12 protein-coding genes and 1 pseudogene are annotated in these 13,848 nt (G+C 64.4%); 4 read left to right on the top strand and 9 right to left on the bottom strand.

What is annotated here, in order from left to right; genetic code table 11:
* Window positions 1-18 precede the first annotated feature (18 nt).
* From IVB12_RS10120 to IVB12_RS10135, 4 genes and pseudogenes are all read left to right on the top strand, one after another.
* A complete protein-coding gene (locus IVB12_RS10120) occupies window positions 19-1,065 on the top strand; it encodes an ABC transporter substrate-binding protein (protein ID WP_247298340.1) in 1,047 nt (348 codons plus the stop codon).
* Window positions 1,062-1,910, top strand: coding sequence for an ABC transporter ATP-binding protein (locus tag IVB12_RS10125; RefSeq protein ID WP_247298344.1), 849 nt, complete (start codon window positions 1,062-1,064; stop codon window positions 1,908-1,910). Before IVB12_RS10120 ends, IVB12_RS10125 begins: the two co-directional genes overlap by 4 nt.
* 2 nt (window positions 1,911-1,912) lie before the next feature.
* The gene (locus tag IVB12_RS10130; RefSeq protein ID WP_247298346.1) at window positions 1,913-2,764 is read left to right on the top strand and encodes an ABC transporter permease; all 852 of its coding nucleotides are present in this window, start codon (window positions 1,913-1,915) and stop codon (window positions 2,762-2,764) included.
* Window positions 2,765-3,091: 327 nt separating this feature from the next.
* Window positions 3,092-3,190, top strand: a pseudogene (locus IVB12_RS10135) (IS5/IS1182 family transposase); the annotation flags it as partial.
* Window positions 3,191-3,313: 123 nt separating this feature from the next.
* Here the strand turns inward: IVB12_RS10135 and IVB12_RS10140 are convergent.
* The 9 genes from IVB12_RS10140 to IVB12_RS10180 form a co-directional block, all read right to left on the bottom strand.
* Complete coding sequence (locus IVB12_RS10140) at window positions 3,314-4,867, bottom strand: hydantoinase/oxoprolinase family protein (protein ID WP_247298349.1); 1,554 nt, start codon at window positions 4,865-4,867, stop codon at window positions 3,314-3,316.
* A gap of 6 nt (window positions 4,868-4,873) precedes the next feature.
* Entirely contained in the window at window positions 4,874-5,980 is a 1,107-nt protein-coding gene (locus IVB12_RS10145; protein ID WP_247298351.1) for a DUF917 domain-containing protein, read from the bottom strand.
* Window positions 5,977-6,663: an AroM family protein gene (locus tag IVB12_RS10150; protein ID WP_247298355.1), complete on the bottom strand. Its 687-nt coding sequence runs from the start codon at window positions 6,661-6,663 to the stop codon at window positions 5,977-5,979. Before IVB12_RS10150 ends, IVB12_RS10145 begins: the two co-directional genes overlap by 4 nt.
* A gap of 2 nt (window positions 6,664-6,665) precedes the next feature.
* Window positions 6,666-7,736 (bottom strand): ABC transporter ATP-binding protein, encoded by a 1,071-nt coding sequence (locus IVB12_RS10155; RefSeq protein WP_247298358.1) that lies wholly within the window; start codon window positions 7,734-7,736, stop codon window positions 6,666-6,668.
* Window positions 7,733-8,791, bottom strand: coding sequence for an extracellular solute-binding protein (locus IVB12_RS10160; protein ID WP_247298361.1), 1,059 nt, complete (start codon window positions 8,789-8,791; stop codon window positions 7,733-7,735). The genes IVB12_RS10155 and IVB12_RS10160 overlap by 4 nt, the downstream gene beginning before the upstream one ends.
* A gap of 28 nt (window positions 8,792-8,819) precedes the next feature.
* Window positions 8,820-9,686: an ABC transporter permease gene (locus IVB12_RS10165; protein WP_247298364.1), complete on the bottom strand. Its 867-nt coding sequence runs from the start codon at window positions 9,684-9,686 to the stop codon at window positions 8,820-8,822.
* 8 nt (window positions 9,687-9,694) lie between these two features.
* Window positions 9,695-10,570 carry an ABC transporter permease gene (locus tag IVB12_RS10170; protein WP_247298367.1) on the bottom strand — a complete coding sequence of 292 codons (876 nt, stop codon included), beginning with the start codon at window positions 10,568-10,570 and terminating at the stop codon, window positions 9,695-9,697.
* Window positions 10,567-11,346 (bottom strand): IclR family transcriptional regulator, encoded by a 780-nt coding sequence (locus IVB12_RS10175; RefSeq protein ID WP_247298371.1) that lies wholly within the window; start codon window positions 11,344-11,346, stop codon window positions 10,567-10,569. Before IVB12_RS10175 ends, IVB12_RS10170 begins: the two co-directional genes overlap by 4 nt.
* A gap of 2,052 nt (window positions 11,347-13,398) precedes the next feature.
* Window positions 13,399-13,848 (bottom strand): transposase (locus IVB12_RS10180; protein ID WP_247298388.1); only part of this gene is annotated, 450 nt, incomplete at its 5' end.

Below are 13,848 nucleotides of genomic sequence, written 5' to 3' on the forward strand. Positions count from 1 at the left end.
CCAAGAGAGGAGGAGCACATGAGCATTACCAGGCGCCAGGCGCTAATCGCGGGCTCCGCATGGGCCGGCGCATCGCTGCTGCCGGGACAATTGCACGCCGAGGCCAAGCAGGTCTCGCTCGCCTTCGGGCCGGTCTCGCCGGTCTACGCCATCGGCATGATCGCGGAGCTGAAAGGGTACTTCAAAGACGAAGGGCTCGATCCCAAGCTCGTCACCGGCAATGCCGGCACATTCGGCCGCCAGACGCTGGCGGCAGGGCAGGCGCTGTTCGCCCATGGCGATGCCAGCCATCCGCTCCAGCTCGGTGCGCGCGGCAAGCCCTGCAAGATTCTGCTTGCGACCGAGATGGTGTGCTCCTACGCCAACATCATGGTCCGGCAGGACCTCTACGACAGCGGTATCAATTCGGTCGAGAAACTCGCCGACTACAAGCGCCCCGATGGCGCCAAGCCAATCGTTGCCGCGACCGCGATCGGGTCCGGCACCTGGGTGTTCGGCACTTATGTGTTCGAAGCGCGCGGGCTGGGCAGCAAGGTGAACTGGGTCGCAGGCGGCGGGCCCAACACGATGTTCCCTTCGCTCCAGACCAAGCAGTTCGACGCGATCATGGCGCCGCCGAGCTGGATCGTCGAGGTCGAGAAGAAGGGTTTTGGCAGGACGATTTACGACACGTCCAAGCCGGGCGTGTTCGAGAAGGATTTCGGCGGCACGCTGCCCGTGCTGGTGATCTACACGCTCCAGGACACGGTCGAGCAGGACAAGGCGATGGTGCAGGCCTATGTCAACGCGATCACCCGTGCGATGGCCTTCGTGAAGGCGACGCCGCTCGCGGAGGTGCAGACGCTGGTTACGCCGAAATATTTCTCAGGGATCGATCCCGATGCAGTCAGCGCCGAGCTCGGCTTCGACAAGTCGACCTGGGCCTATGACGGCGCCATCGACAAGGCTTCGTTCGAGCGCGGCTCCAAGCCCTGGTACCGCAAAGGGACCGACATTCCCGAGACCAGGTACGAGGACGTCGTCGACATGAGCTTCCTGCAGGCGACCAGGGCGAAGTACAAATGATCGCCGCGCCAAGCCAGGGCCTCGCGCTTGCGCGCGATGAGGATCGAGCGGCGACGGCGCGCACGCGCATTACCGTGCAGGGTCTTGCCAAGCGCTTCAACGCCTCCGGCCACGAGTTCGTGGCGGTGGATGACGTTTCCTTCGAGGTCAAGCAGGGCGAGTTCGTCGCGCTGCTCGGTCCATCCGGCTGCGGCAAGAGCACCATCCTCAACATGGTCGCGGGGCTGTTGCCGCGCTCCGGCGGACGCATCCTGATCGACGGGGACACGGTCGAGACCGGCAAGGTCAATCCTAGGGTCGGTTATGTCTTCCAGCGCGATACGCTGTTTCCCTGGCGAACCGTCGAGCAGAACATCGGCTATGGGCTGGAGATCGCGGGAGTGCCGAAGACCGAGCGCGCCGGGCGTGTCGCTTCGGCCGTCGAGAAGGCCGGGCTGTCGGGCTTTGCGCAGAGCTTTCCGCGCATGCTGTCCGGCGGCATGCGCCAGCGTGTCTCTTTGATGCGCACGCTGATCCTGGAGCCCGAGATCCTGCTGATGGACGAGCCGTTCGGCGCGCTCGACACCCACACCAAGCTCGAGATGCACAAGACGCTGCTGGAGATCTGGGAACGCGAGCGGCAGACCGTGCTGTTCGTGACGCACGATCTCGGCGAAGCCTTGACGCTGGCGAGCCGCATCATCCTGCTCTCGGCGCGGCCCGGGCGTCTCAAGGAGGATTTCGACGTCGCCATTCCGCGTCCGCGCGATCCCGTCGCGGTGCGCGAGACCGCCGAGTTCGGCCGGCTCTATTCGCACATCTGGCACTCCCTCGGCGAAGAGTTCCGCCGCACCGGGGCCGACTGATCATGTCCCACAGCCGCACCGTCATCCTGTTCTGGCAACTGGCCATTCTTGCCGCAATTCTCGTCGTCTGGCAGTGGGGCTTCGAGTGGAGCAAGGCGCTGCTGCCGAACGCCTATGTGCCGAAGATCCTCGATCCCTATTTTGTCGCAAAACCGTCGCTGGTCTGGCAGAGTTTTTTGCGGCTCGGCTGCTTTGCCGATGCAGGCGGCTTCGCGACCTGCATCAAGAGCGGTGACAACAATCTGTGGCTCGCGACGCTCATCACCTTGAAGAACACCTGGTGGGGTTTTCTGTTCGGCTCGGCTAGCGGCATCGCCGCTGGCCTCGTTCTCGGCCGCTCGGATTTCCTTGCCCGCGTGTTCGGACCCTACATCGTCGCGCTCAATTCGATCCCGCGCATTGCGCTGGTACCGCTCGTCATCCTGATCTTCGGCCTCGGCGATCTCTCCAAGATCGCGACCGCCTGGCTCGTCGTCTTTTTCGTGGTGTTCTTCAACACCTTCGAGGGAACGCGTGCGGTCGACCGCGACCAGATCGCCGCCGCCCGCCTGCTCGGCGCCAGCGAATTCACGGTGCTGCGGACCGTCGTGACCCCGTCCGCGCTCGCCTGGGTATTCGCCTCGCTGCTGCCGGCGGTGTCCTTTGCGCTGATCGGCGTCATCGTCGGCGAATTCATCGGCGCTGAGCGCGGCCTCGGCAAGCTCATCATCGAAGCCGAGGCGCGGGCCAATGCTAGCGAGATGATGGTCGCCATCTTTGTCATGATGTTCGTCGGCATCCTGCTGGCGATCGCGGTGCGCTCGCTCCAGTCCTACCTGTTGCGATGGCAACCGCAATTCGAGCCGCCGGTATAGCGGTCGGCAAGGACTCCAGGAGGTGAGCCGCAGCTATTGCATCAACAGCTGAACCGCGCCCGCTTGCATGATCGAGGCCGACGCTCTCCTTGCGAATGCCCGCGCTGCGGAGCCTCACCGATGGCTGCGAGCGCAGGGACGAGACCTGACGGTCGCGACTCGGCGATGCAGGCTGCTCGCTACCTGGAGTCAACCTGAGACGGTGATCCGCTCTCAGTCGAAAGCCGAGCTGGCGCTCGTCGCATCCCTCGCTGCATGAATTGGCACCTAAGCGTTGCCGCGCAACGTATCCAGACCCTTCAGAGAGGCAGTCAATTTGCTTACGAGGTAGCGACGCGCTACGACAGGCTCGCCGCCAACTATCTTGCCTTCGTTCAGCTCGCGTCGATCAGGCTATGGCTGCGCACAAACGAGTCCGCGGCCTAGTCTCGGAGACCCAGCAGCTCCGCAGTCGAATCAATACTTTACCTTGACGAGATCCGTGCTACCTGAAGATTGCGCGCCTGCACTGAGGTCGGCCGCCGAAGGCGTACATTCCCGATCGGCGAGCTATCTCGCCGCCGGCAAATCCGGATCGCCGATCGCGCCGGCAACGCGGACGCGCACGCGCAGTGAGTTGCCGGGCAGGTAGGCAATCGGCATGTCCTCGACATCGACGGTCTTGAGACTGTCGCGCGCTGCACCGGCCTGGACGGCACGGTCCGCCGCGATGTTGCGGGCGGCCGCGATGGCGTCCTCGCGGCTGAGGTCGCGGAACACCTGGTCGGCTTCGCCGCTGACCTGCGCGATCGCGGCGCCCACCGCGTTGGCGCAGTCGCCATGCGGCACGCGCACGATCTTCGAGATGCCCGGCAGGCGATCCGGCACCAGGAAGGCGCCGCCGCCGACCGCAAGCAGCGGCACGTCGCCGGCTTCGGTCTTCATGCGGTCGATATCCTCCTCGAGCTTGCGCCAGGCGTCACGTAGCGCGGCATCGACCAGGCGTTTGGGCAATTTGGCGACGCGGGAGGGGTCGCCAATGTCGATCAGGCCGGCCGCGACAGCAATGTCGGTTGCGGTGAGGCGCGTGCCGCCGAACACCAGCGCGTCCGATGTCAGGCGATAGCCGACGCTGACCGGGCCGACGCGGACCGGCTCCTCCTCGACATGGCTGCCGCCGCCGAGCCCGATCGACAGGAGATCAGGCATCCGGAACAGCGTGCGGACCCCGCCGACTTCGACCACCGCGTTGGCCTCGCGCGGAAAGCCGTGCCTGAGCTGGCCGATGTCGCTTGTGGTGCCGCCGACGTCGACGACCATCGCGTCGTCCAGGCCGGAGAGGTGGGCGGCGCCGCGCATGGAATTGGTGGCGCCGGACGCAAAGCTCATCACCGGGAAAGCGGTGGCGATCTCGGCCTGCATCACGGTGCCGTCGTTCTGGGTCAGGAACAGCGGCGCATCGATGCCGCTGTCGGCGATCGCCTTGCGGAAGGCCGCGACCGTGGTGATGGCGAGTTCGTGCAGGGAGGCGTTGAGGAGCGCGGCATTCTCGCGCTCCAGAAGTCCGATGCGGCCGAGATCGTGCGACAGTGTCACCGCGACATCAGGGCAGATCTCGACGAGGATGTCGCGGGCCGTCGTCTCGCAGGACGGATCGAGCGGCGAGAAGCTCGAGCACACCGCGACGGAGCGCAGGCCCTTGTCCTTGATTTTTCGCGCGGCGTCCTTGAGGCCGGCGATGTCGAGCGGCATGAACGGGCGACCGTCGTAATCGTGGCCGCCCTCCAGCATGAAGATCTCGCCATTGACGAGGCTGGCGAGATCGGCCGGCCAGTCGCAGAACGGCCGCAGGGAGGCGCTGGCGGGCATCCCGATGCGGATCGCGCCGATCTTCTGCACGTGGCGGCGCTGCACCACCGCGTTGATGAAATGCGTGGTGCCGATCACGACCGCATCGACCTTCACCGCGGCGGCGGGCTCCGAGCGCAATGCCTTGAGTGCGTCGAGGATGCCCGAGGTCACGTCTGACGTGGTCGGGCGCTTGACGGAATGAACGACCTTCTCGTCGACGATCAGAACGGCGTCCGTGTTGGTGCCGCCGACATCGATGCCAATGCGTTTCATGGGACCTTAAGCTCCGACTGCTGCGGGCGAGAAGAGGGAATGGAAATCGAGGTCGTAACCGAAGGCGCGGGGGCCGACGAATTCGAGGCCCCGGGGGCTCGTCAGCACTGAAGGCGCCGGCAGCGCCACGACGGTGACGCGCTGGCCGTAACGGATGGTTTCGGTGCCGATGCCATGGCCGTTGACGCTGTCGAGCACGCAGATCAGGTCGGGCGACGTCGCAATCGCGTTCTCGCCGCGCCAGGCCACGATCCATTCGTTCTGGAACGAGAGTTTTAGTTTCGTGCCGCGATCCGCATCGCTGCCGTCGGCCATCGCCGTGCCGCGCAAAAATCCTTCGGTGGTGCGGCGGGCGACGTCGACGATCTTGCCGGTGAAGAGCTTCCTGCCGCCTTCCGTTGCGAGCAGCGCCGCGATCGGATCCTCATGGCGGCGGTTGGCCTCCTGCACGGCTCGGCCGATGCGGATCGCCTTGGTGGTGGTGAAGTGGATGCCCCAGTCCTTCACCTCGCGTCCGGTGCGCGGCGCCTTGCTGGTGGAGGCGATCGAGCCCATCTCGACGCAGATTTTGCGGCTGGCCCGCTCCATCCATTTCCAGCTCGGCACCTTCGTCACGACGGCCTCGATGCCGCGGGGATCGTACAGCGTGCAGGGATAGGGACGCAGGTCCCCGATCGCGACCGACGTCATCTGCGCTTCGGGGAAGGCGCGGCCCATGCAGTCGGCGTCCACGACGGGAATGCCGAGATGGGCGGCCGCCATCAGCGCCTGCACGCCGTTGCCGCCGCCGATCTCGATCGACATCACGGCGCGGAACTTGATGTTGTTGATCTCTTCCTGCATGCGCACCGCGCGGGCGATGTTGCGGCTGTCGGCGAGGCGCTCCAGTCCGACCAGCGGCGCGCCCATGTTGGAGACCACCGCGACCCAGTCCTCGTCGTCGAGGTCGAGCGGCGACATCAGCTGCACGCTGTGCCCTTCGGCATAGAGCCGGCGCAGATTGAGCAGGCCGAGATAGGGGCTGCCGCCGCCGCCGGTGCCGAGAATCCAGGCGCCGACCGCGAGCGCCTCGATCTCCTCGAGGCTGATCGTCTTCAATTCCGCACTTCTCACGACACCAACTCCTCGACGATGCGGGCGGCCGCGGCGATGCCGAGGATCACCGGACCGGGATAGGCGGTGCGCACGCGCGCCTTGTTGGCGCTGGTGTAGCTGATGCAGTCCATTACGACGAGATCGGGCTCGAGCTCCGCCATCATGCGTGCGGCCTCGTCGACCGTGGCATCGTTCGAGCCGGGACGCAGCGTGATGCCGACCACCTCGACCCCGTCGCGCTGCCACTTCTTGTCGATCAGCGCGGTCTGCTCGGGCAGCGGCGAGAACACGCCCAGTCGGCCCTTTGGCAGCATCGCCTCGACGAGGTTGTGCAGGATGGCCGAGGGCAGGATGACGAGGCCGTCGGCCGCGAGATTGGGGAATTTGCCGGTGCAGGCCATCAGCGTCACGCCGACGCCTTCATGCTTGAAGCGGATGATCTGCTGGCTCGCGCGCCGCTCCACCTCCTTCTTGCTGATGGTGACGCCGTCGCCGTTCGGCAGCAGCGTGAACAGCGTGTCGTAGCCGTCCATCGGCGGGATGGCGTCGATCTCCGCGCGGCTCATGCCGTCGAGCGCGCCGCGTAGCTCGATCTGGATGCCGGGCGAGAGCACGGTGGCGATCTCGGACGCGACGGTGGGACGCGGGCTCTGGCCGATCACGACGACCCCGATGCGCTGGTGCTGCAATGGCATGTTCATGTCTAGTCCTTCAAGACGACGAGATCGGCCGGCGTCCATTCAAGCGTGACGCCGCTACCGGGAACGAACAGGCGGCTCGCGCCTGCATTGGGTTGCTGCACGAGGACGCGATGGCCGCCCTCGAGCGTGATGCGGTAGAGCACGGCGCCGCCAAGGAAGTTGGTGTTCTCGACGATGCCGTGAGCGGAACTGCCGGCTGTGATGGCGCTGTCAGAACGCGGCAAGAGGCCGATCTTTTCCGGGCGCAGCGCCACCGAGAGAACGCCGGTGCTCTGCGCCTCGGTCGGCGGCAGCGCCAGGATGAGGCCTTTGCCGACGTCGAGGTTCGGGCCGACGCGCTCGCCGCGGAAGATGTTGGTGTCGCCGATGAAGTCGGCGACGAAGCGCGTGGTGGGCTGGTTGTAGATCTCCGCGGGCGTGCCGACCTGCTCGACCCTGCCGCCATTCATCACCGCGATGCGGTCGGACATCGCCAGCGCCTCCTCCTGGTCGTGGGTGACGAACACGAGCGTGAGGCCGAGCTTCTTCTGGAGTTGCTTGAGCTCGAACTGCATCTGCTGACGCAGCTTCTTGTCGAGTGCCCCGAGCGGCTCGTCGCAGAGCAGGACGCGCGGTGCGATCACGATGGCGCGGGCGAGGGCGACGCGCTGCTGCTGGCCGCCGGAGAGCTGGGCAGGGCGGCGTTCTTCCAGGCCGGACAGCTCGACCATGGCCAGCGCCGCCTTCACCTTCGCTGCGATGCTGGCCTTGTCGAGCCCGCGCATGCGCAGCCCGAACGCGACGTTCTCGGCAACAGTCCGATGCGGGAACAGCGCGTAGTTCTGGAACACCATGCCCATGTCGCGCTTGTGCGCGGGCACATGGGTGATGTCGGCGCCATCGACGCGGATCGCGCCCGCGCTGGGCATCTCGAAGCCGGCGATCATCCGCAGCGTCGTGGTCTTGCCGCAGCCGGACGGGCCGAGCAGGGAGAAGAACTCGCCCTGCCGGATGTCCATCGCGACCGCATCCACCGCGCGCACGCCGCCGTCATAGACCTTGCTGACGCCGGCGATCTCGATCGACGCGCTCATGCGCGGAAGATCCGGTTGACGCGCTGGTCGATCTCGTCCTTGCGCTCGTTGTACCACTTCCAGTCGACCTGGATCAGCTTCGAGACCTTCTCGGGTGTGGTGAGCAGCTTGGCGTCGTATTTGGCGTCGAGCTTCACCTTCTTGTTGGCCGGCGAATACCACACGGTCTCCGCAAGGCGCTTCTGCACCTCGGGGCGCAGCATGTAGTTGACGTAGGCGTTGGCGAGCTCCTTCATCTTGCTGCCGGGCGTGATGGTCAAGACCTGTTCCAGCGACAGCACGCCTTCGCTCGGCGAGACGAAATCGGTCGGCTGGTTCTGGCCGTCATAGCGGTAGATGCCGGAATCGTGGATGACGCAGAGGCCGACCTCGCCCGACAGCAGCATCTTCTCCATCGCGCCGGTGAAATCGACGATCTTGATCGGTTTCAGCTTCTCCAGCGCCGTGTAGGCCGCGTCGAGATCGGTCTGGCCCTTGCCGAACAGCGTGCCGCACATCATCAGGAAGGCCTGGCCGAGGCTGTTGACGGGAATGACATAGCCGCCGCGGACACCGTTGTATTTCGCGTCCCACAGCTCCTTCCAGGAGGAGACGGGGCCATAGCCCTTGTCGGTGCGCAGCCCCAGGCCGATGGCGCTGGTGAAGATCGAGACGCCGACGATCTTGTCGCTGATCGAGTAGGGATAGACGTCGGCGAGGTTCGGCACCAGCTTGGGATCGATCTTCGGCTCGACCAGTCCCATCTCGGCGGCGGCCCATTGCTCGTTGGAATTGGTGTGCAGCACGTCGTAGATCGGCGCCGAGCGCGAGCTCGCCTGGAGCTTCGGCAGATACGGGAAAGCCGAGTCGGTCTGGAGCTTGCACTTGAACTCGCTCTCGAAGGCGGGGCCGATCTCGGCCTTCATGATGTCGCCCCACTTGCCGCCCCAGCCGGTGATGCGCAGCGTCGGATCGTCGGCGCGCGCGACGTAAGGCGCGGCGATCGTGCCGATGCCGAGCGAGGCGCTCGCGGTCAGAAAGCGGCGGCGGCTGAGCGGTCCCAGAGCTTTCATCATGTCCTAATTCCTTCGGTGCAATGAGCGGTTACAATTTCACGTAGGAGCGCAAGCCCACCGTGCGGTCGAGCCCGATGACGACGACGAAGGCGAGCACGATCGAGACGACGGATGCCGCGCCAATGGTGCCGTCCAGATCGAATTTGAGGTAGTTGAACAGGGTGACCGGCAGCGTCTCGTTGCCCGGTGAGACCAGGAACAGCGAGACCGGAAACTGGTCGAACGAGACGATGAAGGCGAAGATCGCGCCGGCCAGCACGCCCGGCTTGATCAGCGGCAGCGTCACCTCGAAGAACGTGCGCAATGGGCTGGCGCCGAGATTGCGCGCGGCTTCCTCGAGGCGCGTGTCGAAATTATGCAGCACGGCGAGCGTGGTGCGGACCACGTAAGGCAGCGTCACCAGCGTGTGGCCGGCCACGAGGCCCCAGGTCGGACGCCCCACGTCGAGCAGCACATAGGTCTGGAATAGCGCAAGTCCGGTCAGGATCGCCGGCAGCATCAAGGGCGAGAGCATGGTCGCCACGATCAACCGTGTGCCCGGCAGATTGCCGCGCGCCAGCGCCAGCGCGGCGGAAGCGCCGAGGATCGTTGCAGAGACCGTGGTGAGGACCGCAACCTCGAGGCTGAAACCGAGCGCGTGCATGAAGTCCCGCGAGGCGAAGAATTTCTCGAACCAGCGCAAGGAGACGCCGACCGGCGGAAACTGGATGAAGGGTGTCGGGTTCAGCGCGAACACGACCACGATCGCGATCGGGGCCAGCAGGAAGGCCAGGATGGCGATGTTGATCGCGAGATAGAGGGTGCGGCCGTAATGCCTGACGCTTTCGGCGGTGCGCGCGGGCGCGGCCGGCCGGCTTGCTGCGAGCGATGCGCTGTGCGAGACCGTGGTCTGCATCGTCGGCCTCACTGCAATTCGCGCTGGCCGGAGACGAGGCCGAGCGCGCGGTTATAGGCGATGACGAGCAGCAGCGAGATCACGAGCAGCACGATGCCGAGCGCGGCGGCGAAGCCGACGTTGAAGTTCGCGGAGATCTGCTGGTAGATCAGGATCGGCAGCGTCATGATCTGGAAGCCGCCAAGCAGGATCGGGGTGACATAGGCGCTGATCGCCAGCGCGAAGACGAGAAGCGAGCCGGCGAGGATGCCGGGCAGGCTGAGCGGCAGCGTCACCTCGATGAAGGCACGCAACGGGCTGGCGCCGAGATTTTCGGCGGCCTGCTCCAGGCGCTCGTCGATGCGGCCGATCACGCCGGTCAGCGTCAGCACCATGAAGGGCACGTAGATGTGGACGAGCCCGACCACGATGCCGGTCTCGGTGTACATCAGTTTCAGCGGCTGGGAGATCAGGCCGAGCGCGATCAGGGTCTCGTTGATCACGCCCTTGTCGGACAATAGCGTCATCCAGGCGAAGGTGCGCACCACGATGCCGGTCAGCATCGGCGCCAGCACCGCCATCAGCAGCAGCGCGTGCCCGGTGCGGCTCTTGATGCGCGCCATCCAATGCGCCAGCGGATAGCCAATGAGAAGCGCGACCAGCGTGGTGACGAGCCCGATCCGGATCGTGGTCCAGATCACCTCGTGATAATAGGGATCGCCGATCATGCGCGCGTAGTGACGCGTGGTGAAGGCGACCTTCGGCATCACGATGGGATTGCCGGTGAGCACGCTCATCAGCGCCATCAGCCCGATCGGCAGGAAGAAGAACAGCGCGAACAGCAGCGCGCTCGGCAGGATGAAGAGTGCAAGGCTGTTCGGCCGCGTGGTCGCGGTGCTGCTCATCGCGTCCCCGTCTGAAAGCTTGTCGCCTGATCGAGCGGATCGCCGGTCAGCCGGCGCAATTTCGTCGCCATCGCCGCGAGCTCCCGGCGGACATTGGCGCGCTCGGCGGCGGTGGTGGCCTGCACCGAATAGGACACCGCGATTCCGATCATCTCGCCGGTCTCGCCGCTCTTCAGCGCAAAACCCTGCGAGCCGACGCCCTCGATCGATTCATCGGCCGCGTCCGACACGCCGGTGCGGCGGATCTCGTCGAGGCGCGCCATCAACTGCTTGAAATTCTGCGGCGAGTTGCGCGGCAGCTTGGGATAGGTCAACGGCACACGCGCCCGGATATCCTCGTCGGTGAGGCGTGCGAGCATGGCGCGGCCGTTCGAGGTCGCGAGGGCCGGCGTGCGCTGGCCCGGCGGATTGACGACGCGCAAGGGGTTGGAGCCCGGCACGATGCGGAGCACGACCTGCTCGTAGCCGTCGAGCACGGCGATGTAGCCGGTGTGTCCGGTGCGGGCGCAGACCTCGCGCAGCTCGCGCTCGGCCATGCTGATGAGGTCGTCATGGGCGCGGTGCAGCCGGCCGAGCTCGAAGGTGAGCAGGCCCGGCCGGTAGCGGCGAGTGTGGGGGTCCTGTTCGAGCAGGCCGCAGTCGCGCAACGACCGCAGCAATCGCGAGGTCGAGCTCTTCGGCTTGCCCGTCAGCGCCATCACGTCCACGAACGACAGATCGGGCCGCGCGCTGGAGAAGCAGCGGAGAATCTCGATCGCATTGGTGAGAGCGCTCATGCAGGCTGGTCCAGTGTAGTTCCGCATCTTGGAACATTGTCTCAAATTCTAAATCTGGCGCGGAAACGGGCAAGCGGAAATTTCCGGCAGAGTGGTGCCAAATTGCGCAGCTGCGGCGGACGGTCGCCCGTGGCGACTTCGAAGCGGCGCAACGAACAGTGCGCCGCTTCTTTGCGTCAAGCAGTCTCGACAGCGACATTGACGATCCAGTCGCGCGCGAGCGTCACGTTGGCTGCCAAACGCAACACTACTGGCCGAGCCCGGCTTCGGCGCTTACGGGCAAAGCGGAAATCAGCCGAGGCCCCAGCTGACTCGGTCGAGAATGACCCTGAACTGCCGTCGATCACTCGCTGCTATGCGGCCTGTTGCCCATCCATCAGCCAATAGATGATGGTCGTCAGCGCAAGGGCGGCGCCCAAAAATGCGAGCCCGACGCCTGAAACCGATTTGGCGCATAGTGACGCAAATGGCTGAGGCGGTCGCCGCACGATCGCCTAGAAGCGCCGACACGGCGGCGGCAGTGATCTGAGCGTTGATCACGGCACAGCCCGACCCGCTGACAAACAGCGCAATGACCGTCATTGCCAGCGTGTGCGGCCCGCCATTTGCGCTGGAGATCGCGTCTAGTGCCAAGTCAGCAACCCCGATAAGCGCGAGACCACCGCAGAAGAACGACGGTGACGGGATGCGGGTCGTCACCGAACGACGTTACGCGTGGGGGCCAGCTCGGCCTTGGCAACATGGTGGCTGGTCCGCCGCCTGCCGGACTTTCGGGCGATATGCCAGCCGATTTGACCGGCGATCGTAGCGACGCACTGTTCGCGAATTGGCTTGCTGAGTAAGCCGAGACGACCATGAGGAATATTCGGCTGCGTAGTTCGTATCGGCCCTCGCGACATATCGCATTCCTTGCGAGCTTGGCCGCTAACCGAACCAAGCGGACGTAGCCTTCTTAGCATCACACCAACGCTTATGATGGGGTGGACGCCCCGCCGACGGCATCGATGTGCCAAAGTGGAGGAGTTGAGCACCACTTGAGGGAGGCGTCCGCGTACGAGGTTATCACAATCCGTCTGGATATCGCCAAGCACGCTTTTCACGTTCACGGAGCGTGATGAGCATGGTCGAGCAGTGTTCAGCAATAAGTTTAGCCGAGCAAAGCTGCAAATTTCTTCGCAGCGTTGAGACCAACGTCTTCCGTCTGCTCATCTCTGGAGGCCCCGCGAGATGCAAGCGGTTTTTGGAGAAGTTCGGCACGTCGGCAGCTCGGGAAACTAGGGATGGCCAACTGCACCGCCGTGCACATCGTATGATGCAGTGACGCGCCTCCGTATCGTGCAGACTTCTGACGCGCCCTCAAGGAGCGACGCGATATGTGAAGACTAGCGCTAGACTCGGCAGTGTTCGAGCGCTAAACGACCAGCTCGGCATGCCGTCAATCACAAGCTTAATGTAGATCGAGCAGTTCGGAAGATCGAGACGTTGACGTGCTAAGGTCACATGCCCAATCTCTGTAGCCGATGACGATTTAGTAATTAGCTTGACGCAGCCTTCCGGTAGATCCTGACGCAAGTCAGCTTCGGATATTCCATAATCTATGATATGCGAGCGAGAGCTGGATGCTTCTGGCGGAGGCCGCGCAAGCTATGAGTAATTGGCGCGAACCAAGCACGATACTTCTATGAAGTTTGCAGAGCAAAACTCGCGACTGATCAGCCGCATCCCGCTCGTGCTATCTTTTCGAAGAATGCACAACAGTGCGCCCCCGGTGCAAGCCAACTGCCGGGAAGCCAGGTACCCACTAGTCGGAACTCCAAACTTGCTTGCCGGGCACGCGCCGCTTTCCCAGCGGACCTGCTCGCGTTCGCGAGTGGGAGCAGTCACGTCCCATCAGACTGCTGTCAGATGCGAAGTCGGCCTCTTCGAGAAGATCGAGTGCGCTGTCGCTAAACTCAATAGCGCGAACGGTACCCAAGACAAACTGAAGGATTGCCGTTGGCCATTGCGCTCATCTAGCACTACTTTGGCAGAATTGGTTTGTGCTGCAGTTTTTCACGGATACGTCTTCTGCAGTAGGGGCATCGCTGCGATGGCTGCCGTAGGATGAGATCGACGATGGCGTGACGTACTGCGGGCATGGTTGGCTGAGGCGGAGGCCCGTTGATTCTTTTTTTTCCGCCCCGCGTGTGCGAGGCGACGGTATTGCAAGAAGGCGTAGGCGATCATGGTCATTAGTCCGTGACGATGAAGACCTTGCCATGATCGCCCTTCGAAGTGATCAAGTCCAAGCTCCTCTTTCAACTGCTGATGCGCCTGCTCGCAGATCCATCGTGCTTTTATGGTGGCGGCCAGTGTGCGCAGATCCGTCGACGCAGGCAGGTTGGCCAGATAGTATTTTTTCTCCCCTGAGGCACGTTGCTCGCCAATGAGCCAGGCTTCGTCGCCCGGGAGATGCTGCTGACCCTTATCCCATATCCGCTGCGGAGGTCCGTCGGCGGTGCG

It is taken from the genome of Bradyrhizobium sp. 179 (genome assembly GCF_023073535.1).
Taxonomy (GTDB): domain Bacteria; phylum Pseudomonadota; class Alphaproteobacteria; order Rhizobiales; family Xanthobacteraceae; genus Bradyrhizobium.